This is a genomic window from Flaviramulus basaltis, assembly GCF_900114265.1.
GTDB lineage: Bacteria > Bacteroidota > Bacteroidia > Flavobacteriales > Flavobacteriaceae > Flaviramulus > Flaviramulus basaltis.
The window spans coordinates 1284441-1309675 of record NZ_FPKV01000002.1 but is presented as its reverse complement, the minus strand read 5'-3'; the positions used below and the strand labels follow the sequence as shown (position 1 = coordinate 1309675).

Here is a 25235-nt window from a genome sequence, read left to right as displayed (position 1 = left end):
TTCATTTCTTCTGTCATCCAAGAAAGTCCACTAAAAGAATCTTTTTTCATAGTTCAAGTTTTTCGTTTTATTTCTTTCGCCAGCTTACCTACAACAATTGGATATAGACAATTGTCTATATCCTTCCAAAAGATACAATTGTTTATATCCACATTATAAAACTAAGATAGTAAATCTTTTATTTCCATAAACGATCTATTTGCAACATGTGTGTAAATTTCTGTCGTTTTGGTAGAACTATGCCCCAGTAAAAGTTGAATATGCCTAATATCCGTTCCGTTTTCAAGTAGGTGGGTGGCAAAACTATGTCTTAGCATATGAGGAGTTACTTTTTTATGTATACCAGCTTTTTTTGCAGCTTTAGAAATAATATTCAAAACACTGGTAACACTATATATTGAACCTTTTTGCCCTTCAAAAAGATATTTTTCAGGACGATATTCTTTGTAATATGTTTGCAAATCCTTTAGAATGCTTGGGCTTAAAACGGAAATACGATCTTTATTTCCTTTTGCATTCTTAATAATTACAACCATTCTTTTACTGTCTATATCGGTAACTTTAAGATTAAGAAGCTCCGATCTTCTTAGTCCAGATGAGTAAAGAAGCCCAACAATACATTTATGCTTAATGTTATTAGTGTGGTTTATGATTTTTACAATTTCTTCCTTGGATAGAACCTCTGGCAATTGTTTTACTTTTCGGGGTCTTTCAACAGAATAAAACCGATTAGGCATGCCGTGGACAATTTCATAAAAGAATTTTATGCTATTGATTGATAAGTTAACATAGGAATTTGATTTTCCTTCTTGAATAAGTTTTTGCAAATATTTTCTAACATCAATCTCATTCAAATTTATGGGGTCAATGTCATGGTAATGATTTATGAAAGATTCAAAACAAGCCACATAGTTTCTTACGGTGTTGTCGGAATACCTTTTTAATTCTAACTTTAGAAGGTATTCTTCAGGACAAGGTTTAAACCCTTCTTTTGGTTTCCTGTTTCTATAACGTTCTAAATTAAGTACGGGATTATCTTCATTTATCACTTTTTCTGTAAAGAAATAGTTGCCATTTATCCACGCAACCCCATGGAACGTTTTAAATAATAGTTCTAAATTGCTTTTATTATTTGGAACATAGAACATCCCGAATTCTTTGCTCCAAGAAACATTTGGAAGTGTATCTACGAGCGCTTGCATTACCTTGTTTGTGGTAAATTGAAGTCCAATGCATTTTTTTTGCTCAACAAGTAAATGTTTCAAGGTTATACTTTTTTGCAGTCCCATGGGTTTTTATTGACTAAATTAAAGTATATAAATGATTTAGTCGTATCTTATTCGAATAGGATACGCATAAAATTCACTTAATATTAGCATTATGATGTTTTACAAAGATTGTTTGTATTGCAATAAAGAATTAAAGGGTAGAAAAGACAAGAAATTTTGTGACCCACAATGTAAAAGTGCATACCAATATCAACAGTCACAAGAACTACCTGAACGCTTTTACAATAGGGTAGACAACCAGTTGAAATTAAACAGAAGGTTATTGAAGAATTTCAATAAGGCTGGAAAAGCAACTGTCAGGGCAGAGCAACTTATTGCCGAGGGCTTTAATCCTAATTTTTTCACGCATTACTGGAAAAATACAAAAGGCGATGTTTACCTATTTATATACGAATACGGGTTTTTGAAGAGAACAGAGAACAATAGTGAAAAGTACGTTTTGATTCAATGGCAAGATTATATGGATAAATAGTTTTATATAATTCTAAAATGTATTAAGGAGATAGGGCCAAAGAAAAGAAGCCAATGTAACTTACATAAAAAATAATTAATTTAATATTAAAAAAACACTTAAATGTTTTCTCTATATTAAATTTTAGTAAACTTCTTTTTATAGATTTGTTAAACCTTTAAATTCTCTCACTGCTTAATGAATCTTATAATTGAGGAAATAAGTAAAAAAAACCAAATAGTCTTTAAAACTTTTTTTGATAAACATTATAAAGAGCTAGTTGTTTATGCTAATGGTTATCTTTTTGACAAAGACGCTAGCGAGGATATAATTCAAGAAATTTTTATATATATATGGGAGCATGCCAATAAATTAAACATTAAAACTTCTCTAAAAGGCTATCTATATGCAATGGTTAGAAATAGATGTTTAAATTATTTAAAGTCAATAAAGATTACCGATAATTTCGAACTTTTAGATTTTAATATCAATTTAATTACAGAGCACGTTTTTAATTCCACATCAGAAGAGGATAAAACCATAGTATATCATCAAATATTAAAAATTGTAGATACGCTTCCAGAAAAAATGCAACAAGTAGTAAAACTTAAATTTTTACATAATTATAAATACTCTGAGATAGCAAGCGAGCTAGGAATATCTATAAATACAGTTAAAACACAGCTAAAAAGAGCTAAATCAAGAATTACAGAATTAGTAACAACTTTGCTGATTTTACTTCAAATAAACCAGTAACACAATTATTTTGTTGATTAATTGTCACGATTTTTTAATTTTTATTAAAAAATAAATATTTTTTTGTCACCCATTATTATCATTTCACTGTCTTAATTTTAAAGTATAGTAAAATAAGACAACTAAATGGAGTTCAAATTAATTATTAAAAAGCTTAATAATACACTTTCAGAAGAAGAAGCCACTATTTTTTCTGAATGGTACAATGAGTCCAACCTGCATAAAAATTATTTTAATAAGGTTAAGGAAAATTATCATAACGATTCTTTCTTAATCGATATTGAAAAAGGTTGGAAATCAATTGAAAAGCAAATAAAACCAGTTTCTGTTAAGAAAACAGGCTATTTAAAGTATGCTGTTGCAGCATCTATTATTTTATTAGTTTCTATAACATTCTTATTTAATAAGAATAAGATTGAAGAAATTAATAATCCCATTATTGTAAATAGTACTATTGAAATTGGGACAGATAAAGCAACACTTACCTTAGAAGATGGTACAACCATAGCTTTAGAACAAGGAAAGCATTTTATTTCTGATAATTTAGAAAGTGATGGTGAGGAGTTAATTTATAAATCACCAAACAGTAACAAAAAAGTTGAAATAGCATACAATTATTTAACCATACCTAGAGGAGGACAATATCATATAAAATTATCTGATGGTACAGAAGTTTGGTTAAATTCTGAATCTCAAATAAAATATCCTATAACTTTTATACAAGGAGAAACCAGACAAGTAGAATTAGTTTATGGTGAAGCTTATTTTGATGTTTCACCAAGTACAAATCATAATGGTTCAAAATTTAAAGTGCTTACAGGACCACAGGAAATAGAAGTTTTAGGAACTGAGTTTAATATTAGTGCCTATAAAGATGAAGACGCTATTTATACCGCATTAGTAGAAGGAAAGGTAGCAGTCGTAAATGGAAATGCTCATACTATTTTAAGTCCAGAGCAACAGTCAATAATTAATAAAAATATATCTGGAATAAATGTGGTTAAGGCAGATGTTTATTCAGTTACATCTTGGAGAAAAGGTATTTTTAGTTTTGACAATATGCCCTTAGAAAAAATAATGAAAGTATTATCGAGATGGTACGATGTTGATGTTGTTTTTGCCGATTCTGAAATTAAAGATATAAACTTTAATGGTGTATTAAGAAAAAATCAAAATATAGAAGAAATTTTAAATGCAATTAAAAATGTAAATAATATCGCCTATGTAATAAACAATAACACTGTAGTTTTTAAATAGTAAAAGAAAAGGGAATTGAGGCTCGAATATCTCACCAAACAAACCTCTTTTTCCCCTTAAACATTAATTAATCAAATATTAACTAACACAACAAATTTATGGAAATTAAATTAACCAATGTTTTTTCCCTAAAAAGAAAAAACGTGCTAAACATTATTATGAGAACATTTATATTCTTGTTTTGCTCAACCGTTTTTAGCTTTACTTCGGGAGAGATTTTTTCTCAAAATGTAAAAGTTCAAATTGATTCTGATAAAACAATAACAATCGATGAGGTCTTTAGTATTATTAAACAACAGACAGATTACAATTTTATTTATAAGTCTGACATGTTTAAAGACTATCCAAAAATAAATGTAAAAAAGGGGATTATTCGTGCTAATAAATTACTTGAGAAAAGCCTTTCAAATGGTGATTTTAAAGTAAATATATCTACTGATAATACTATAATAATTAGTCAAAATATTTATCTTGAAAATGCACAAGAAATTGATATTACAGGTCAAGTTGTTGATGCAAATGGTATGCCATTACCCGGAGTTACAGTATATGTAACCAATAGAAAGCCAGATGGAAAAAGTATTAATAAAGATTTTTTAATAAGAGGAACAGCTACAGATATTAATGGAGATTTTTCTATTAAAGCAGAAGTTGGATATTATCTTGTGGCAACAGGTTTGGGTTATGATTTTTATACTGAACTAATATCAGAAAACAAAACGGTATTTAACATAATACTTAAAGAAAAGTTTAGTGCTTTAGAAGAGGTTATGGTTGTAGGATACGGTACAACAAAAAAGAAAGATCTTACAGGTTCTGTGGGTTCAGTAAAAGCTTCAGAAATAGAACAAATAAAAACCCAAACTATAGATCAGGCTTTAGTAGGTAAAATACCAGGTGTATATGTTAGTGCTTTGAGTGGTGCTCCAGGAGCAGGAGCTATTGTCCACATTAGAGGTTTAAGCGCTTTACGTGGTGACAACCAACCATTATATGTAGTAGATGGTGTGCCAATAACTATTAATCCTATTTTTGACTCAACTGGTTTAGGGACTTTTGGGGAGCGTGAAAATCCTTTATTGGCCATTAACCCTAATGATGTTGAACGCGTGGATGTATTAAAGGATGCTTCTGCTGCAGCTATTTATGGATCAAGGGCAGCTAATGGTGTTATTATTATTACTACCAAACGTGGAAAAAGAAACCAAAAACCAAGATTTAATTTTTCTTGGAATTCAACCTTCCAAAATCCTACCAATACTTGGGATGTTTTAAATGTTGATCAATATAAAGCATTTACTACAGAAAGTGCACAGGCAAGAATTGATGCTGGCTCAGGTACCGCAAGAGATACAGAAATCGTGAACGGGACATTTTTTGGTAATGCCGATACCGATTGGCAAGATGAGATTACCAATAACAACGCATTATGGAATAATTATCGTTTCAATGTAACAGGTGGGACAGATAATGTAAATTATTTAGTGTCTGCAAATGTTACCGATCAAGAAGGTATTATGTTAGGTAGTAAATTAAAACGCTATAATTTCTCTACCAATATTGATGCAGATGTAACTGAGTATTTAAAATTAGGAGCTTCTATCAATTATAACCATTCAGTAAATAAAAGTTCAGCAGTACAAGGCTTACTACAAGGTTTTTTTAGACCCGATTTAGGTGTTTTTGAAGATAATGGAGAATATACTACAGAACCTGCGCCTTTTGGACCAAATCCAAGAGTTAGAAACCCAGTAGGAGGAAATGCCTTAGTAAAAAATAAAACCATTAGTCAGAATTTATTTGGTTCAGTATATGGGGAAATAAATATTATCAAAGGCTTGAAATTTAAATCTATGTTGAGTGTTGCTACCAATAACGATAAAACAACAAATTTCAATCCATCGTTCTCTTTTGGTGCATCAACAAATCCAAATGATGGATCTCCAGAAGCTAATTTAAATCTTCAATCAAATGTAGGTTACAGCACCTCATTTAGCAATACTTTGAGTTATAATGCAGATTTCGATGGTGGTCATCGTATAGATGCAGTTGCTGGGGTATCTTGGGATCAATCAAAACTAGATTTAGAAGCGCAAGGATATGCTGGATTCCCTGATGACTTTATTTTAACTGATATTGGGTCGTCTAATCGTACAACATCACCCGAAAGTGAATCCGTAGAGAGTGCATTAAATTCACTATTTGGGCGTGTTAATTACAACTATAAAGATCGTTATTTAGCAACTGTTACAGCAAGACGTGATGGGTCTACTAAGTTTGGTAGCAATAATCAATACGGGTTTTTTCCTTCGGGTGCCCTAGCGTGGAATATGCATAACGAAGACTTTTTTAATAGTAATTTAATAAGTCAATTAAAATTAAGAGCCTCTTTAGGTCGAGTGGGGTCAGATAACTTAGCCTCTTTTTCATACTTGGCGTATCTTTCTTCTTTATCTAATGGTGCCTCTATATATGCAGGTGTTAACGGCATTGCTATTAATGGTTTGCCTAATGCAGATATTAAATGGGAAGAAACAGACCAATTAGATCTTGGTCTAGAATTTGGAATGTTTAATAATAGATTGAATGGTGAGATTGTATATTTTGAAAAGAACACTAATGGAATTATATTATTTACACCATTGCCTTCAGAAACAGGCTTTCAAAGCTATAACTCAAATGTAGCAGATGTAAGTAACAAAGGTTGGGAAATTACAATTGGAGGCGATGTTCTTCGAAGCGAAAACTTTAACTGGAACTCTTCATTTAATATTTCTTTTGTTAAAAATAATGTAGATAACCTTTACGATGGTACAGTACTTGGCACTGGTAATGTGTCTTCGATTCAAGAAGGACAACCTATTGGTGTTATTAATGGTTACGATGTGGTTAGCATAGCACAAAACCAAGGAGAAATAGATGTCTTAAATGCAGCAGCACCAGACGGAAATTATTATTCTAGTTTAAACCAACCAGGAGATTACATATTTAGGGATATAAATGGAGATGGTGAAATTACTATAGATGATAGAACTCCTTTAGGAGATATAAACCCAGACTATTTTGGCGGTTGGAACAATACTATGACTTATAAAAACTGGGATTTTTCCTTTAATTTTCAGTTTGTGCAAGGTAATGAAAAGGAAGTGTCTGTTGCACAATTTTTGCAAAATGCAGATCCTGAAACCAATACAACTACAATAATATATGATGCTTGGTCTCCAGAGAATCCTAACGCAAAGTATGGGCGTTTAGGTATGACAGGAGAAGCAGCAGCGGTTTCAAAATATGTTGGCGATGGCTCGTATATACGTTTGCGATCTACAGCTTTAGGTTTTAACTTTCCATCAGATTGGTTAGGCAAAACAGGAATAACTAATGCCAAATTAAGTTTAACGGCAAATAATTTGTTTACCATAACCAATTATATAGGGCTAGATCCAGAGTCTGTAAGCCAACCTCGAGGAGGAACCACTGTTGATTTAGCGCGTGACGAAGCGTATGCATATCCATTAGCTAAAACATTTACTATTGGATTAAACGTAACTTTTTAATATAAAAAATTGTATAAAATGAAAACAATAAATAAAATTTACTACGTCGCGTTTTTCACTTTAATGTGTTTAACCTCGTGCGAACTAACAAGAGATTTAGACGAATTTGATCCTTTATACTCTTTACCAGCCGAAACCGCAATTTCAGATGAATCATCAGCCGAAATCGCTCTAGCTGGAATGTATTCCATTTTACATCAAAACGATGCAGAAGGCAATCCAAATCATTCTATTTTACCTAGTACCTTAAGTGGTGTTAATGCAGGAGGTTATTTTGTGTTTTTATCTGCGGAAGATAATGCCATGATAGCAAACAACCCACCACCAGATGGGCCAGCGTTAACAAGAATTTACACTGGGCAATATGTATTAGTAAATAGAGCTAATTGGATTATAAATGGTGTTGAGAAGTTAACCGATGATGATTTTATAAATAATAATCGCCGTTTGGAAATTATTGGTGAAGCGAAAGCTATGCGTGCATTAGGGCATTTCCATTTGTTACGTTTATTTGGGGAGTTTTATGATACAAGTTCATCATATGGTGTTAACGTTCGTTTAGAACCTGCAACAGATGATGTAGCGCAACCAAGAGTTTCTGTTCAAGAAACTTATGATGTTATTTTAAATGATTTGGATGATGCCATTGCTTCAGCTCCATATCTGAGAGCAAAATATTTTGCCAACAAAATTTTTGTTAAAGGTTTAAAAGCAAAAGTGTTATTATATATGGGTGATTATGCACAAGCAGCTACTGTTGCAAAAGATGTGATTGATAATTCTGGACCTAATTTTGCTCTAACAGATACCTTTGAAGAATTATTTGATCATTCTGGTGTTGCAACATTAAGTAATACAGAGGCACTTTTTGATGTGTATTCTGACGCTAATCAAAGTGAGGGATTAGGACTTGGTAATTTTTGGTCTATTTTCACATCTGTATCCAATTGGTTTTACGATTTGCCAAATACAGGAACAATGACAGTTAATGGTCAAGTTATTAATTACGATACAGCGAGAATCCCTTTTATGCAAACAGGAGCTTATGCTATTCCTGGACTAGGTAATGGAAATATGAAATTTTTACAACGTTCTGGCCTGCAATTTGAAACTCAATATTGGTTGCGCATGGCAGAGGTGTATTTAATATATGCTGAAGCAGATGCACGTAGTGCTAATGGTGTTTCTACAGATGCTCTTGAAGCATTAAATGCCATAAGAATCAGAGCTGGAGCTACCACCACTGGAAATGATGGTTTTGAAACGTATCCTGCTTCTATAACTTTAGATCAATTTTTACAAGCTGTACGCATAGAGAAATTAGTAGAATTAGCATCAGAGCAAGGTGAAGATTGGTTCGATCTTATTCGCTATGATTATGCTGATGGCTTTGGAACGGGCTTTCAAGTATCCGATCAAAAACCTACAGCAATCAATTCAGAAAAATTTATCATGCCAATCCCTGTAGCTTCTATAGAAGCTGGTGGAGGTGTTATAATACAAAATCCTGGTTACCCTAATTAATAGCTAGAGCCCTTTACTATATACTAAAGGGCTTTTAATTTTTTTTCTTCATTATAAATTCACAATTATGAAAAAATATCTATTTGTAAGTGTATTGCTATTAAGTGTTTCATTACTTTTTGCACAAGACTGTAAAGTATTACTTAAAACAATTAATCAATCTTATAAAGGAGATTGCAAAAAAGGAAAGGCTAATGGTGAAGGTACTGCAAAAGGAACAGATACTTATGTTGGGACTTTTAAAAAGGGATTACCACATGGAACAGGGACTTATAGTTGGAGTAATGGAGATATTTACAATGGTTCATGGGAAAAAGGGAAAAAGAATGGAAAAGGTAATTTAATTAAACCAGATGCAACTGTGATAAGTGGATATTGGAAAAATGATGATTATATAGGTTTATATGAAGACCCATTTAAGAAATTAGATAAATCATTAAATGTTTCGTCTTATACTATAAAAAGTAATGAAGGTAAGAACAATGTGGTTCGTTTCTATATTAAAGAAGACCAGAAACAGATAAGAAATCCAGATGCTAATGTAGTAGTGCATCATGGTAATTATACAACTGTTACTAATACTAGTAATTATGTAGAATTACAAAATGTAAATTTCCCGTTTAAGGCCAAAGTCTATTTTGGTACAAACTTTATAGAGTTTGAAATATTTAATGCTGGTATGTGGGATGTGAGAACAGATATCACCAGAATTAAGGGATTAGGTAATTAAAATGACTTCTTTTAATTTTTAAGTTTTTTTAATAAATAATAACATATTTAAAATAACAACTAAAGATCTAAATCTTTTAAAGTAAATAAACTAATGTACAAAATCATGAAACAATTAATAGTAATTGCTCTAGTCTTATTCATTGTAAGTTGCGAGCAAACAGAAAAACCATTAGAAGCCAATAAATTCCGATTAAACGGAACCGTTATTAATATGGATAATGGCAATTTGTTTTTAATCAGTTATGACGATGCAAGAAATATTAAAACTGACACTTTAAAGATTGTTGATGGTGCTTTTTCTTTTGAAAGCGATATCACTACAGTGCTTTTAAATGGTATGATTGGTAAAAGTACCGATATTCGAAATCAAGAACCTAGATTTCAACTCTTTTTAGAACCCACCATTATGGAGGTTAATCTAGATGCTAATAATATAACAAAAGGTAAGCTAATAGGCTCAAAAACCCAAGAAGATAGTGATCGATTAAAAGTCCTTCAAATGGAAGCTGCTAAAAAATATCAAAGTATTTTAGATGATTTTCAAGCTAATATAGATAAAATTAGAGCATCCAAAACACCTAAAGAAAAAGATTCACTTAAATACATTGATAATGATTTTCGTACTCAACTAGAACCTTATTATACTGAATTAGGAAACATCTCAATACAATTTATAAATGACAATCCTTCTTCATATATCAGTTTGCAGAATATGAGATTTCAACTTCAAAAAATGAAATATGATGAAGCCACGGCTATGTTTTCTAAATTCCCAGAAGAATTGCAATATTCAGACATGGGAAAAGAAATTAAAAAATCAATTGAAGAAATGAAATTAGGAATTCCAGGTGCCATGGCTGGCGATTTTAATACCACTGACATCAATGGGAAACCTATAACTCTAGCCGACTTTAAAGGACAATATTTACTAATAGATTTTTGGGCTTCTTGGTGTGTACCTTGTAGAAAGGGAAATCCGCATTTATTAAAATTGTATGCACAATATAAATCAAAAGGTTTGGAGATTTTAGGTATATCGGATGACGATCGAGATCATGATGCTTGGCGAAAAGCAGTTGAAACAGATAAAATTGGTGTATGGCGACACGTGTTAAGAGGTCTAAAGATTGATGTGTCTGGAGGTGGATATAAACTATTAGATGATGGCATTAGCGGTGGTTATAATATCTCAACATTACCAACAAAAATATTAGTAGGGCCGGATGGTGTTATTGTGGGACGTTTCGGCGGTGGTGGCGCAGCAGATGAAGACATGGATAAAATGTTAGCCGAAATTTTTTAGTTTAATAAAAAAAATAAAAAATGAAACAAATCGTATTATTAATCTTTTGTAGTGTTTTGGTAATGGGCTGTGCAAAAGAAAAAACTGTAGATGGTTACCAGATTTCTGGTACTCTAAAAGGAATTGACAGTGGTTGGGCAAAAATTATTAAACGCAATATGATTGACCGTCAAAAAATGGAAGTTATTGATAGTGTTGCAATAACCAAGAGCAGCTTTTACTTTGAAGGAAAAACTGAAGCTCAGGATATGGCAACATTAAATATCAACGATAACTATAATGTTGATTTTTTTCTAGAAAACACACTTATTAAAGTTGTAATAGATATAGCAGCAGACAAACAAAATAAAAGACCTACTCCAATAATTTTGGGTTCTACCATGTATGACCAAGTTTTAAAACAGGGAGCAATACGTGATAGTATTTTTAATAATCCAAAATTTGATCGTTTAAAGGAGATTTCGGAGAGCTATCAAGCTGCAAGAGCAGGCAATGACACCTTAAAGATGGAAGAATATAAAACAATTATGTATTCTCCAGACTTTCAGAATTTAAGTAAAGAGCGTACTAATGAAATGAGAAAAGCCATTTTCAATTTTGTTGAGCAAAACCCTAGTTCTCCAGTGTCACCAAATATAATGGGGTTTCAGTACACAGAAGGTAGAATGACAAAAGATGAGCTTAAAAAATACTATGACATATATGAGGGTGATGCGAAAAAAACGGCATTCTTTCAATTTTTCAATAAAATTCATGATGAGGTATTTAACAAATTTTCGGTTGGAGCAGTAGTGCCAGATTTTACATTAACAACCGTTGATGGAAAAGGGTTAACGCTATCAAAAGTAGAAGGAAAATATATTTTAATTGACTTTTGGGCGTCTTGGTGTGTACCATGTAGAGCGTCGTTTCCTCATTTAAAAGAATTATACAAACAATATAAAGATAAAGGCTTTGAAGTTGTTGCCATTGGTACAGCAGATCAAGAAGATAAGTGGCGTAAAGCCATTGAAGAAGATAAAACGCCTTGGTTGCATGTGTATGATGCCAATACAAAAAGCAAAAACATGTACGGCCCTGTAGCCCAAAAATACAACGTTCCACATTTACCAACAACATTTTTGATTGATAATAAAGGCGTTATCATATTAAGACAGCCACAAAAAGAAGATTTAGATAAAAAATTAGACGAATTAATTAATCATAACAATTAAAAAATGAAATATATATTAAAAATATTAGCACTTAGTTTTTTAGCTTTTATTTCTTGCAAGAATGAATTGGTTGATTACGCACTAATTTCAGGGCATATAACTAATAAAACGGAAGACTTTAAAATTCTTTCTTTAGATAGAAAAGTATCCCAAACCTTAAATATTAAAGAGGATGGCACCTTTTTAGATACCTTAAGATTAAACAAGGGTACGTATGTGCTTTATGATGGTACAAGCAGAGCATCTATTTATATAGAAAATGGGAGTCATATTATAATTAATGCAGATGCAAGTAACTTTACAAAGTCTTTGGCATTTTCTGGTCAGGGGTATGATGAGAGTGAATATCTTCTTGAAAAAGGAAAGATAGAAACGGATTTAATAGGTGAGAAAAAGACATTTTATTTACTTGATGAATTAGCTTTTAAAACCAAAGCAAAGGAAATTGAGACAACTTTAATTAATGTACTTGATGCTTTTGTTGATATTCCTGAAGATTTCAAAACTGCAGAGAAGAAAGATTTAAATTACTCTTATTTAAGCAAATTAAACAGCTATGAACCATCTCATGCTTATTATGCAGAAAAAACAGAATTTAAATCATCTAAAGAGTTTTTAGCTGATTTAAACACCTTTGTTTTTGATAATAGAGAAGACTATCTTTTGTCGCCAGAATATAAAAAAATGGTTAACTCTCATTATATGAATAAAGTTGGAGAGATGATTCAAAAAGATTCTATTTCAGCCGACATGGCTATATTAGAAGTTTCTAAAAGGATTCCTAACGAAATCATAAGAAATAATTTTCTTTTCGATAATTCTAAAATATTCATAACCATCTCTAATGATGTCGAAAAATTCTATAACACATTTCTAGAAATTTCCACAAATAAAGAACATATAGAAGAGTTGGCAAAAACATATAAAATGTTAAGTTTAGTAGCAAACGGACAACATTCACCTAAATTTGTAAATTATGAAAATCATGCAGGTGGTAGCACGTCTCTAGATGATTTAAAAGGTAAATATGTATATATTGATGTTTGGGCAACATGGTGTGGTCCTTGTAAATATGAAATTCCTTTTTTAAAGAAAATTGAAAAGCAGTTTCACGATAAAAACATTGTTTTTGTCAGTCTTTCAGTCGATAAAAAGAAGGATTATGAAAAATGGAAAAAAATGGTGATTGATAAAGAACTTACAGGGATACAATTATTAGCTGATAAAGATTTTGAATCAGATTTTATAAAAGATTATATGGTTAAAGGAATACCAAAATTTATTTTATTAGACCCTGATGGCAAAATTGTAAGATCTAGTGCTCCAAGACCATCAAGTAAAGATTTAATTGATTTGTTTAACGAATTGAATATTTAGAAAAAACATAAGCAACGTCACCCATTTTTAATATTTTTGAGTCATACTTATAATAAAACTAAACATAAAATATTTAAAATCTAATAGAATGAAGAACTTACTGATTTGCTTTTGTATTGCTTTTTTATCCTTTTCAGGATTAAAAGCACAGATTCATAATCCAGTGAAATGGTCAACATCGGTTGAAAAAATTTCAGATACAGAATTTTATTTAATTGCATCAGCAACAATAGGTAGTGGTTGGCATTTATATTCACAAAGTGTACCAGAAGGCGGCCCCATACCTACAACCTTTTCATTTGAAGAAGATGCTTCTTACGAACTATTAGATAAAACAATAGAAGAAGAAGGGCATACTATAGACGATCCAATTTTTGAGATGCGGATTAAGTATTTTGAAAATGAAGCTGAATTTAAGCAACGTATAAAAGTTTTAAATAAAGAACTCTTAGTTGTTAAAGGAGAAGTAGAGTTTATGGTTTGTGATGACGAGAAATGTTTACCTCCATCTTATACGGATTTAAATTTTACTTTAAAAAATAAAAAACCTGAAGCAACTACAATTATAGCTACTTCAGATTTAGACAAAACAACCATTAAAGAAACTAAAGAAAATAGTGAAAAAGAAGAGAGAAAAGGACTTATAGGTATTTTTATAATTGCTTTTTTATCAGGCTTTGCTGCATTATTAACACCATGTGTGTTCCCTATGATTCCTATGACGGTTAGTTTTTTCACCAAACAAAGTAAAAATAAAGCTGCAGGTATTAAAAATGCTATTATATATGGATTAGCCATTATTGTAATTTACGTGTTATTAGGAACTGCTGTAACAGGTATATTTGGAGCTGATGCCTTAAATGCATTAGCAACCAATGTTTGGTTTAATATTATATTCTTTATATTATTAGTTGTTTTTGCAGTGTCTTTTTTAGGCGCATTCGAAATTATGTTACCTAACAAATGGGCTAATAAAGTAGACAGACAAGCAGATAGAGGCGGGTTAATTGGTATCTTTTTTATGGCGCTGGCATTAGCAATAGTATCCTTTTCATGTACAGGTCCTATTGTAGGTACACTATTAGTGGAGGCTGCATCCAAAGGAGGCATTGCTCCTATTGTTGGTATGCTAGGTTTTTCATTAGCAATTGCGCTTCCATTTGCGCTTTTTGCAGCTTTCCCAGGTTGGTTAAATTCATTACCAAAATCTGGAGGTTGGTTAAATACCGTGAAGGTTGTTCTAGGATTTTTAGAATTAGCTTTAGCATTTAAATTTTTATCACAAGCCGATTTAGTATTACAAGCTCATATGTTGGAGCGTGAAGTCTTTTTAGCTATTTGGATAGCTGTTTTTGGAGCTTTAGCATTTTATCTTTTCGGAAAAATTCAACTTCCTCATGATTCACCATTACCACATATTTCGGTTGGGCGTTTAAGTATGGGGTTAATCGTACTTTCATTTACAATTTATATGATTCCAGGGCTTTGGGGTGCACCTTTAAATTTAATTAGTGCTTTTCCACCACCATTAGAATATAGTGAATCTCCTTATGGAGTTGGTTTTACGAAATCTGGTGGCGGTAGCACAACAGATCATGCCGACTTGCCTGAAGGCGCTCATTTATTAGCACCGCATGATATTGTGGCTTTTAATGATTATGATAAAGGTTTGGCTTATGCTAAAAAAATAGGGAAACCTGTTATGATAGATTTTACAGGTTGGGCGTGTGTTAACTGTAGAAAAATGGAACAAAATGTTTGGCCAAAAGAGAATATTTTAAAAATATTAAAAAATGATGTTGTTCTTATTTCTTTGTATGTAGATGATAAGCGGAAATTAGAAGAGGACGAAATTGTAGATTCCAAATTGCGTCCTGGTAAAAAATTAAAATATATTGGTCAAAAGTGGAGTGAACTTCAAACTGTAAAATATAAGGCCAACACACAACCTTTTTATGTACTTATGGATCATGATGAAGAAAACTTGCTAGAGCCTGTTGCTTATACCCCTGATGCTGATGAGTTTCATAAATGGTTGCAAGAAGGTGTTTCAAATTTTGAATAAATTAAAATATAAATAATTTTTTTGATTGGTGAATATTAGAATCACTTTGGTGTGATTGATTAAGGTGGTTCTCTTTTATCTCTTTTTTAAAATAAAATAATGACATATAATTCAATATTAGCTTCTAAAATAAATTCCAAGAAATCTCTTGAAGAGTATTTCAAACCCTTTAGAGAAAATATAGTTGGTGTAAATGAGTTTTTTGAATCTCCTTATGGTAGAAAAAAAATTATTTATGCAGATTGGACAGCTAGTGGTAGATTGTATAGACCAATTGAAGAAAAATTGTTAAACGAAATTGGTCCTTATGTAGCGAATACCCATACCGAAACATCTATTACAGGGTCCGCAATGACTTTGGCTTATCATGATGCAAGAAATATTATTAAAAAGCATGTAAATGCCTCAAAAGATGACGTGTTAATTACTGTTGGTACAGGAATGACAGGTGCTATTAATAAGTTTCAGCGAATTTTAGGGATAAAAGTTAACGAGAATTTAAAAGATCACACACAAGTTCCAGAAGATTTAAGGCCTATTATTTTTGTGTCTCACATGGAACACCATTCTAACCAAACATCATGGTTAGAGACTATTGCTAGGGTTGAGGTTATTCCATCAAATGAAAAAGGATTGCCATGTGTTATAGCATTAGAAAAACTTATAGAGCAATATAGCGATTGTTCAATAAAAATTGCAGCAATAACAGGATGTTCTAACGTTACAGGTATTCGAACAAATTATTACGAAGTAGCAAAAATAATGCATCAGAATAACGGCTTATGTTTTGTTGATTTTGCTTGTTCAGCACCTTATGTTAGCATTGATATGCATCCAGAAAATGAAGAAGAATATTTAGATGCTATCACTTTCTCTCCTCATAAGTTTTTAGGAGGACCAGGATCTTCTGGTGTTTTAATTTTTAATAAAAAATTATATAAAAATTTGGTTCCAGATAATCCAGGAGGAGGTACTGTTTCATATACTAATCCATGGGGTAATCATGATTATATCGATGATATAGAAACTCGAGAAGATGGTGGAACACCAGGTTTTTTACAAGCTATAAAAATTGCGCTTTCTATTCAGCTTAAAGAGAAAATGGGCGTGCAAAATATTTTAGATAGAGAACACGAATTAAATGCTATAATTTTTAAAAAACTAAGCACTATAAATAATTTAAAAATCTTAGCTCCTGAGCATTCGGAAAGATTGGGAGTTTTTTCATTTTATATAGAGAGTGCTCATTATAATTTAATTGTAAAACTTTTAAACGATAAATTTGGAGTTCAAACCAGAGGTGGTTGCTCTTGTGCGGGAACTTATGGTCATTATTTGCTAAATGTAGATGAACCCACTTCAAAATCTATTGAAAAAAAGATATTAGAAGGGTGTTTAATAGAACGTCCGGGTTGGATACGTATGTCTATTCATCCTACAATGACGAATGAAGAAGTCAGTTATATTTGTGATGCTATTAAAGAGGTTGCTACTAATCATCAAGAATGGCAATTAGATTATGAATATAATGCCATTAAAAACGAATTCATTCATAAAGGTAATCATAGCGTTGAAAAAGAGATAACCAAATATTGGTTTAAGTGGTGATATAAAGGTTAAGTCTCAGTATGTTGTTGAAAGTAACTCTTTTTATTATGTTCATTTATTTAAATAATATCTGGTTTTTTAATTAAGAAGTATACTTTTAGATTCTAAACTTCTGTTAAACAAATAACAACACTTGTTAAAATTTTATACCTTTGCATTATCATGAAGCAAGTATTCCATAAAACAGTATCAACATTAATGGCTTTTGTAGTTTTATTTTCTACGATGTCATTTACTGTTAATATGCACTATTGTGGTGATGCTTTAATAGAAACTGCTGTATTTCATAAAGCTAAAGGATGTGGAATGGAAATGCAGAAACCTTCAACTGAAGGCTGTGCTATTACTAAAAAGAATTGTTGTAACGACAAACAATTAGTAGTTGATGGTCAAGATGAGTTACAACTGCAAGTTGATAAGATTACTTTTGATCAACATTTATTCATAGCATCATTTGTATATACTTACATTAATCTTTTTGAAGGTTTAGATGCCAAAGTAACTTCTTACGAAGAATATAAACCACCACTCGTCATAAGGCAAATCTTCAAGCTTGACGAGACTTACTTAATTTGATTTTTAAACAATAGACTGTTTTATCCAGTGGATGTATTCCATTAGGGTAATTTCTTGTATTCGGTGTTTTCTCAACATCTATGTCTAACTGTTTAATCATCAAAACTAATGCTAAATAAAAGCATAAAATTTTTAATAGAAAACAAACTCGTTGCAGTTTTAATGCTCATTCTTTTTATAGGGTGGGGAACAGTAAATGCACCTTTTAATTGGGATACAGGTTTTTTGCCAAGCAATCCCGTTGCAGTAGATGCTATTCCTGATATTGGTGAAAACCAACAAATCGTTTTTACCAAATGGGATGGTCGTTCTCCGCAAGATATTGAAGATCAAATTACCTACCCTTTAACTACTTCTCTTTTGGGAATTCCTGGTGTAAAAACCATTCGAAGTTCATCTATGTTTGGCTTTTCAAGTATTTATATCATTTTTGAAGAAGATGTCGAGTTTTACTGGAGTAGAAGTCGCATTCTTGAAAAATTAAACTCATTACCAAACGGATTATTACCAAACGATGTGAATCCTGCTTTAGGTCCAGATGCTACAGGATTAGGACAAATATATTGGTACACTCTAGAGGGGCGAGATGAAAACGGAAACGTAACTGGAGGTTGGGATTTACACGAACTACGAAGCATTCAAGATTACTATGTAAAATATGCATTATCGTCTGCAAGTGGCGTATCGGAAGTAGCTTCTATTGGAGGTTATGTTCAGGAATATCAAGTGGATGTGAATCCGGAATTAATACGTCAATACAACATCAGTTTACAGCAAGTTGTAAAAGCAGTAAAAGAAAGTAATAAAGATATTGGGGCACAGACTTTAGAAATTAATCAAGCCGAATATTTAGTACGTGGTCTAGGTTATGTGAAATCTGTAGAAGATATTGAAAATGCAGTCGTTAATTCTGAAGATTACACTTCAATTAAAATTAAAGACATTGGAAAAGTATCCTTAGGTCCAGCAACACGTCGTGGAATTTTAGACAAAGAAGGAGCTGAAGTTGTTGGAGGTGTTATAGTTGCTCGTTATGGTGCAAATCCAATGGAAGTGATTAATAATGTGAAAGGAAAAATTAACGAGCTTAGTGCTGGTTTGCCTTCAAAAATATTGGCAGATGGAAGAACATCGCAAGTAACCATCGTTCCTTTTTACGATAGAACAGAATTGATTCAAGAAACATTAGGAACGCTAAACGAAGCCTTAACATTAGAGATTTTGATTACCATTTTGGTCATCATCGTCATGGTATTTAATTTGCGTGCTTCTATATTAATTTCAGGTTTATTACCAGTAGCCGTTTTAATGGTATTTGTGGCTATGAAATTCTTTGGTGTGGATGCTAATATTGTGGCTTTATCAGGAATTGCCATTGCGATTGGAACCATGGTAGATGTTGGTGTTATTCTTTCAGAAAACATCATTAGGCACATGGATGAAGATAATGGAGGTCTACCTATAAACACCGTTGTTTACAATGCTACCGCAGAAGTTTCTGGCGCTATTGTTACCGCAGTAATGACAACCATTATCAGTTTTATTCCTGTTTTTACAATGATTGGTGCCGAAGGAAAATTATTTAGACCATTGGCTTTTACAAAAACATTTGCACTAATTGCTGCATTGGTAATCGCACTGTTTTTAATTCCGCCATTTGCTGCCGCTATTTTTAAGAAAGCGAATCTTAGAAAAACAACAAGTTCTATTTTAAATGGAGTGTTGATCCTTCTTGGCCTTATAACAATAATTTATGGGTATTGGATTGGAATTTTATTGATTGGTTTTGGAGTAGTTGCATTTTTAAAGCAAAAAAATACACTTTCAGAAAAGAATGCAAATCGTATTAATATTGGCATTTCTGTATTGGCAATTGTATTTCTTTTAGCGGAATATTGGAGACCTTTGGGAGTTGATAAAAGTATCCTGTTGAATCTTCTTTTTGTAGCAATTATTTGCTTTGGATTATTAGGCGCTTTTATGGTATTCCAAAATTATTATAAACGTATTTTAAATTGGGCATTACATAACAGATTATTGTTTTTAGCCATTCCTACTACACTCGTTATTTTTGGTTTTTATATTTTAAAAAATACAGGAAAAGAGTTTATGCCTTCTTTAAATGAAGGCTCATTTTTACTAATGCCTACTTCTATGCCGCATGCTGGTGTAGAAGAAAACAAGCGTGTATTACAGCAGTTAGATATGGCTGTGGCTAATATTCCAGAAATTGAAACCGTAGTTGGTAAAGCCGGTAGAACAGAGTCGGCTTTAGATCCTGCTCCTTTATCGATGTATGAAAATATGATTCAGTACAAACCAGAATATATGCTGAATAAAAAAGGGAAACGTCAACGCTATAAAGTAAATAATGACGGTGCTTTCGTATTGAAAAACGGAATGTCATTGAGAGCGGAACAACGTGAAGCATGGCAATCTTTCAATGCGAAAGAACAATTAATTGAAGACAACAATGGAGAATTCTATCGCAACTGGCGACCAGAAATAAATTCACCAAATGATATTTGGAAGGAAATAGTGCGAGTTACCAAGTTACCTGGTGTTACATCAGCACCTAAGCTACAACCTATTGAAACCCGATTGGTGATGCTACAAACAGGAATGCGTGCTCCAATGGGAATTAAAGTAAAAGGACAAGATTTAAAAGAAATTGAAGCCTTTGGAGTACAATTAGAAGGTGTTTTGAAACAAACCGAAGGAGTAAAACAAGAAGCAGTTTTTGCCGATAGAATTGTAGGGAAACCGTATTTACTAATTGATATCGATAGAGAGAAAATTGCCAGATATGGTATTTCAATCGATGATGTTCAAAATGTATTAAAAGTAGCCGTTGGTGGAATGGTTTTAACACAAACTGTAGAAGGAAGAGAACGTTATGGTATTCGTGTACGTTACCCAAGAGAGTTGCGTAGCAATCCGGATGATTTAAAAAGTATTTATATTCCTGTGGAAAAAGGGAATCCTGTTCCATTGAGTGAATTGGCAACGATTCGTTACGAACAAGGTCCGCAAGTCATCAAAAGTGAAGATACTTTTTTAGTAGGATATGTATTGTTTGATAAATTAGATGGTTTTGCAGAAGTAAATGTAGTAGAAAATGCACAAGCACTCATTCAGCAAAAAATAGACTCAGGAGAATTAGTAGTTCCTAAAGGAATTAATTATCAATTTACAGGAACCTATGAAAATCAATTGCGAGCAGAAAAAACCTTATCGGTTGTCGTACCATTAGCATTGCTTATTATTTTTTTGATTCTGTACTTTCAATTTCGTTCGGTAACAACATCGTTAATGATTTTTACAGGAATTACAGTTGCTTTTGCAGGTGGATTCATCATGATGTGGCTGTATGGTCAAGATTGGTTTTTAAATTTTAGTTTGTTTGGAGAGAATTTAAGAGAACTCTTTAATATGAAAACGATCAATTTAAGTGTGGCAGTTTGGGTAGGTTTTATTGCTCTATTTGGAATTGCTACGGATGATGGTGTCGTGATGGCAACCTATTTGAATCAAACTTTTGAGAAAGAGAAACCGTCCGATAAAAAAAGAATTCGTTTTGCAACGTTAGAAGCTGCAGGAAAACGAATACGCCCTTGTTTAATGACAACGGTTACAACTGTATTGGCTTTATTACCTGTTTTAACATCGACAGGTAGAGGAAGTGATATTATGATTCCGATGGCAATTCCCATTTTTGGTGGTATGATTATCGACATTACCTCCTATTTTATTGTACCAGTATTATATAGCTGGCGAGAAGAGTTTCAACTAAAAAGAGTAAACAAATGAAAAGAATAATTTTTATACTCATAGGCTTATTAACTGTTAGTTTTTCTAGTGCACAAGAATTAGAAACACTTATTGAAGAAGCATTACTTAACAATCCAGAAATTCAAAAGTTTGAATTGCAATACAACATTGCTTCCGAAAAAGTGAATGAAGTTAACACATTGCCAAATACAGAAATTGGTGTTGGATATTTTGTAAGTGAACCAGAAACGCGAACAGGAGCGCAACGTTTTAAAGTATCAGCGAAACAAATGCTACCTTGGTTTGGCAATATAACTGCAAGAGAAAACTATATTTCTTCTTTAGCAGACGCTAAATATGAAGACATAGTAATTGCCAAAAGAAAGTTACTAGCTTCCGTATGTCAATCGTATTACAATTTGTATGCGAATAGAGCAAAACAAGCAGTTTTAACTGAGAATATTAAATTATTGGATACGTATGAAACATTAGCTTTAACCTCGGTTGAAGTAGGAAAAGCATCTGCAGTAGATGTGTTACGCTTACAAATGCGTCAAAATGAATTAAGTCAATTAAAACAAGTTTTAGAGCAACAGTATTTAGCGGAACAAACGAACTTAAATAAACTCCTAAATCGCGATAAAAATGTAGTAGTAGATATAATGAATGAAATGAATATTCCTTTGGAAGAAGTTGAAATCACTTCTGAAAATTTATCGCTTCATCCAGAACTTCTTAAGTATGACAAACTATATCAATCAGTCGAAAAATCAGAATTGTTAAACCAAAAAGAAAGCAGCCCAATGGTTGGTTTTGGATTGGATTATATCAATGTGGAAAAGCGTCCAGATATGAATTTTAACGATAATGGAAAAGATATAATTATGCCAATGGTTTCGCTTTCTATTCCAATATTTAATAGAAAATACAAATCGCAAACGAAACAAAATGAGTTGCAACAGCAAGAAATAACAGCCCAAAAGCAACAACGATTAAATACGCTGGAAACATTATTAGATAAAGCAATAAATGACAAGATTTCTGCAAGAATAAGTTATACAACTCAAGCCAAAAACTTGAAGCAAGCAAAAGATGCAGAAGAGATTTTGATTAAAAGTTATGAAACAGGAACAATTGATTTTAATGATGTATTAGATATTCAGGAATTACAACTAAAGTTTCAAATAAATCAAATCGAATCGGTGAAAACCTATTATTTGCAAAACACAATTATTAACTATTTAACAAAGTAATAATGAAACACACATATCACATACACGGAATGACCTGCAATGGTTGTCGAAGTCACGTGGAAGAAACACTTTCAAAAGTGGAAGGTGTTTTAAAAGCTTCTGTTGATTTAGAAACAGCAGAAGCAACCATCGAAATGGAAAGCCATATCCCTATGGAAACCTTTCAAGAAGCCTTAAAAAAGGATGGAGGAAGCTATAGCATTCATAAATCGGGAGAACATCACCAACATTCAGAAGCTAAAAAAGAAGAAAAACCAAAAGGCAAAGGAACTGGAACTTTTTACTGCCCAATGCATTGCGAAGGTGATAAAACTTATGATAAAGCTGGAGATTGTCCTGTTTGTGGAATGGATTTAGTTGAAGAACAAAATCTTTCAACGTCCTCATCAGAGCAATGGACGTGCCCTATGCACCCAGAAGTAGCAAAAGACGAAGCAGGAGCTTGTCCCATTTGCGGAATGGATTTAATACCAATGCAGCCAGATATTTCCGCAGAAGAGAAAACCTATAAAAAGCTATTAAAAAAGTTTTGGATAGCATTGGCTTTTACACTTCCTATTTTCTTAATCGCAATGAGTGAAATGCTTTCTAACAATCCATTATACGATGTCATGGAACAAAAAAAATGGAACTGGATTCAGTTTGGATTATCTATTCCAGTAGTGTTTTATGCAACTTGGATGTTTTTTGAACGTGCATTTAAAAGCATAAAAACTTGGAACCTTAATATGTTCACGCTTATAGGAATTGGCTCTAGTGTGGCTTGGTTATTTAGTGTTTTTGGGATGTTCTTCCCTGATGTCTTTCCAGAACAATTCAAAACCGAATCTGGAGCGGTTCACGTTTATTTTGAAGCAGCAACCGTTATTTTAACGCTTGTTTTAATGGGGCAATTGTTAGAAGCACGAGCACATAGCAAAACTAATGCCGCAGTAAAAGAACTTTTAAAATTAGCACCAAGCAAAGCCATAAAAATAGTAGATGGACAAGAGGTTGAAGTAAGCATCGATAAAATAGAATTGAATGATATTCTAAAAGTAAAACCTGGTGATAAAATTCCTGTGGATGGTGTCATCACGGATGGAGATACCACAATTGATGAATCTATGATTACTGGGGAACCTATTCCTGTAAACAAAGAAAAAGGCGACAACGTAAGTAGTGGAACCATAAATGGCAATCAAAGTTTTTTAATGAAAGCCGAAAAGATAGGGAGCGATACTTTATTGTCTCAAATTATTCACATGGTGAATGATGCAAGTCGAAGTCGCGCACCCATTCAAAATTTAGCAGATAAAGTATCAGGATATTTTGTGCCTGTTGTGGTTATAATTTCTGTAATAACCTTTGTTGTTTGGGCTATTTGGGGTCCAGAACCAGTGTATGTGTATGCATTTGTAAATGCCATCGCGGTGTTGATAATTGCTTGTCCGTGTGCATTAGGATTGGCAACACCAATGTCTGTAATGGTTGGTGTGGGTAAAGGCGCTCAAAATGGTGTATTGATTAAAAATGCGGAAGCTCTCGAAAAAATGGATAAAGTAGATACGCTAATTATTGATAAAACAGGAACCATTACCGAAGGAAAACCAACCGTAGATAAAATTGGTGCTTTTAAAGATGATTTAAGTGAAAGCGAAGTGCTGGAATATATTGTGTCGTTAAACAGTAACAGTGAACATCCATTGGCTGAAGCAACTTTAAAATATGGGAAAGAACAAAATGCTAAAATTTTAAAATCAGAAGACTTTAGTGCCGTTACAGGTAAAGGAGTGGAAGCTATAATTGAAGGTGAAAAAGTAGCCTTAGGAAATCCTAAAATGATGGATTATGCCAAAGCAGAAATTACTCCTGAAATGGAGGAAGAAGCCAAAACCTACCAAAAGCAAGGAAAAACAGTGTCTTATTTAGCAGTAGGAAACACAGTTGTTGGCTATGTGGTTATTGCTGATAAAATTAAGGAAACTAGTGCGAAAGCTATTAAAGAACTTCAAGGAAAAGGAATTGCTGTGATTATGCTGACAGGCGATAATCACGACACCGCACAAGCAGTTGCTAGCGAGTTAAATTTAGAAGCTTTTAAAGCAAGCATGCTTCCCGAAGACAAACTAAAAGAGGTAGAAAAACTACAAAAGCAAGGAAAAGTAGTTGCTATGGCAGGTGATGGTATTAATGATGCACCAGCATTGGCCAAAAGTGATGTTGGTATCGCCATGGGAACCGGAACAGATGTAGCTATTGAAAGTGCAATGATAACTTTGGTAAAAGGGGATTTACACGGTATTGTAAAAGCCAGAAATTTAGGAGATTCGGTAATGAAGAACATTAAACAAAACTTGTTTTTTGCTCTCATCTATAACACATTAGGAATTCCTATAGCGGCAGGTGTATTGTTCCCGTTTTTTGGAATTTTACTCTCTCCAATGATTGCTGCATTAGCCATGAGTTTTAGTTCGGTTTCAGTTATTGCAAATGCATTACGATTAAGAAATATTAAAATATAGT

The 25235-nt window shown here is 32.5% G+C and carries 16 protein-coding genes; 15 read left to right on the top strand and 1 reads right to left on the bottom strand.

Annotated elements, in window-relative coordinates; all coding sequences use genetic code 11:
- Nucleotides 1–161: 161 nt before the first annotated feature.
- Nucleotides 162–1289 (bottom strand): site-specific tyrosine recombinase/integron integrase, encoded by a 1128-nt coding sequence (gene xerA / locus BT151_RS12320; protein ID WP_072402577.1) that lies wholly within the window; start codon nt 1287–1289, stop codon nt 162–164.
- Nucleotides 1290–1551: 262 nt separating this feature from the next.
- Here xerA and BT151_RS18950 point away from each other — a divergent pair, with 262 nt between their 5' ends.
- The 15 genes from BT151_RS18950 to BT151_RS12245 all read left to right on the top strand — a co-directional run bounded on the left by BT151_RS18950 (nt 1552) and on the right by BT151_RS12245 (nt 25234).
- The gene (locus tag BT151_RS18950; protein WP_317041234.1) at nt 1552–1761 is read left to right on the top strand and encodes a hypothetical protein; all 210 of its coding nucleotides are present in this window, start codon (nt 1552–1554) and stop codon (nt 1759–1761) included.
- A 177-nt stretch (nt 1762–1938) separates the two neighbouring features.
- The gene (locus BT151_RS12310; protein WP_072402573.1) at nt 1939–2496 is read left to right on the top strand and encodes an RNA polymerase sigma factor; all 558 of its coding nucleotides are present in this window, start codon (nt 1939–1941) and stop codon (nt 2494–2496) included.
- 126 nt (nt 2497–2622) lie between these two features.
- On the top strand, nt 2623–3753 hold the full coding sequence (locus tag BT151_RS12305; RefSeq protein ID WP_072402571.1) for a FecR family protein: 1131 nt from the start codon (nt 2623–2625) through the stop codon (nt 3751–3753).
- A gap of 158 nt (nt 3754–3911) precedes the next feature.
- On the top strand, nt 3912–7307 hold the full coding sequence (locus BT151_RS12300) for a SusC/RagA family TonB-linked outer membrane protein (protein WP_171946633.1): 3396 nt from the start codon (nt 3912–3914) through the stop codon (nt 7305–7307).
- 18 nt (nt 7308–7325) lie between these two features.
- Complete coding sequence (locus BT151_RS12295; protein ID WP_084647941.1) at nt 7326–8831, top strand: RagB/SusD family nutrient uptake outer membrane protein; 1506 nt, start codon at nt 7326–7328, stop codon at nt 8829–8831.
- A gap of 67 nt (nt 8832–8898) precedes the next feature.
- Nucleotides 8899–9561: an MORN repeat-containing protein gene (locus BT151_RS12290; RefSeq protein ID WP_072402565.1), complete on the top strand. Its 663-nt coding sequence runs from the start codon at nt 8899–8901 to the stop codon at nt 9559–9561.
- 105 nt (nt 9562–9666) lie between these two features.
- The gene (locus BT151_RS12285) at nt 9667–10866 is read left to right on the top strand and encodes a TlpA disulfide reductase family protein (protein ID WP_171946632.1); all 1200 of its coding nucleotides are present in this window, start codon (nt 9667–9669) and stop codon (nt 10864–10866) included.
- 20 nt (nt 10867–10886) lie between these two features.
- On the top strand, nt 10887–12080 hold the full coding sequence (locus tag BT151_RS12280) for a TlpA disulfide reductase family protein (protein WP_084647939.1): 1194 nt from the start codon (nt 10887–10889) through the stop codon (nt 12078–12080).
- 3 nt (nt 12081–12083) lie between these two features.
- Entirely contained in the window at nt 12084–13457 is a 1374-nt protein-coding gene (locus tag BT151_RS12275) for a TlpA family protein disulfide reductase (protein ID WP_072402560.1), read from the top strand.
- Between the two features lie 88 nt (nt 13458–13545).
- Entirely contained in the window at nt 13546–15522 is a 1977-nt protein-coding gene (locus BT151_RS12270) for a protein-disulfide reductase DsbD family protein (RefSeq protein ID WP_072402558.1), read from the top strand.
- Between the two features lie 99 nt (nt 15523–15621).
- Nucleotides 15622–17130: an aminotransferase class V-fold PLP-dependent enzyme gene (locus BT151_RS12265; protein WP_072402556.1), complete on the top strand. Its 1509-nt coding sequence runs from the start codon at nt 15622–15624 to the stop codon at nt 17128–17130.
- 162 nt (nt 17131–17292) lie between these two features.
- Entirely contained in the window at nt 17293–17706 is a 414-nt protein-coding gene (locus BT151_RS12260) for an HYC_CC_PP family protein (RefSeq protein ID WP_072402554.1), read from the top strand.
- Between the two features lie 108 nt (nt 17707–17814).
- Nucleotides 17815–21516: an efflux RND transporter permease subunit gene (locus BT151_RS12255; RefSeq protein ID WP_072402552.1), complete on the top strand. Its 3702-nt coding sequence runs from the start codon at nt 17815–17817 to the stop codon at nt 21514–21516.
- Nucleotides 21513–22730, top strand: a complete 1218-nt coding sequence (locus BT151_RS12250; protein ID WP_072402550.1) for a TolC family protein — start codon at nt 21513–21515, stop codon at nt 22728–22730. Before BT151_RS12255 ends, BT151_RS12250 begins: the two co-directional genes overlap by 4 nt.
- A 2-nt stretch (nt 22731–22732) precedes the next feature.
- A complete protein-coding gene (locus BT151_RS12245; RefSeq protein WP_072402548.1) occupies nt 22733–25234 on the top strand; it encodes a heavy metal translocating P-type ATPase in 2502 nt (833 codons plus the stop codon).
- The last annotated feature ends 1 nt before the right edge of the window (nt 25235 follow it).

Bases quoted from the DNA above. Each gene is read 5' to 3' on its own strand.
- BT151_RS12290 (WP_072402565.1), top strand. From the start codon at position 8,899: ATGAAAAAATATCTATTTGTAAGTGTATTGCTATTAAGTGTTTCATTA.
- BT151_RS12280 (WP_084647939.1), top strand. From the start codon at position 10,887: ATGAAACAAATCGTATTATTAATCTTTTGTAGTGTTTTGGTAATGGGC.
- BT151_RS12260 (WP_072402554.1), top strand. From the start codon at position 17,293: ATGAAGCAAGTATTCCATAAAACAGTATCAACATTAATGGCTTTTGTA.
- BT151_RS12250 (WP_072402550.1), top strand. From the start codon at position 21,513: ATGAAAAGAATAATTTTTATACTCATAGGCTTATTAACTGTTAGTTTT.
- BT151_RS12245 (WP_072402548.1), top strand. From the start codon at position 22,733: ATGAAACACACATATCACATACACGGAATGACCTGCAATGGTTGTCGA.
- BT151_RS12305 (WP_072402571.1), top strand. From the start codon at position 2,623: ATGGAGTTCAAATTAATTATTAAAAAGCTTAATAATACACTTTCAGAA.
- xerA (WP_072402577.1), bottom strand. From the start codon at position 1,289: ATGGGACTGCAAAAAAGTATAACCTTGAAACATTTACTTGTTGAGCAA.
- BT151_RS12300 (WP_171946633.1), top strand. From the start codon at position 3,912: ATGAGAACATTTATATTCTTGTTTTGCTCAACCGTTTTTAGCTTTACT.
- BT151_RS12295 (WP_084647941.1), top strand. From the start codon at position 7,326: ATGAAAACAATAAATAAAATTTACTACGTCGCGTTTTTCACTTTAATG.
- BT151_RS12265 (WP_072402556.1), top strand. From the start codon at position 15,622: ATGACATATAATTCAATATTAGCTTCTAAAATAAATTCCAAGAAATCT.
- BT151_RS12270 (WP_072402558.1), top strand. From the start codon at position 13,546: ATGAAGAACTTACTGATTTGCTTTTGTATTGCTTTTTTATCCTTTTCA.
- BT151_RS12275 (WP_072402560.1), top strand. From the start codon at position 12,084: ATGAAATATATATTAAAAATATTAGCACTTAGTTTTTTAGCTTTTATT.
- BT151_RS12255 (WP_072402552.1), top strand. From the start codon at position 17,815: ATGCTAAATAAAAGCATAAAATTTTTAATAGAAAACAAACTCGTTGCA.
- BT151_RS12285 (WP_171946632.1), top strand. From the start codon at position 9,667: ATGAAACAATTAATAGTAATTGCTCTAGTCTTATTCATTGTAAGTTGC.
- BT151_RS12310 (WP_072402573.1), top strand. From the start codon at position 1,939: ATGAATCTTATAATTGAGGAAATAAGTAAAAAAAACCAAATAGTCTTT.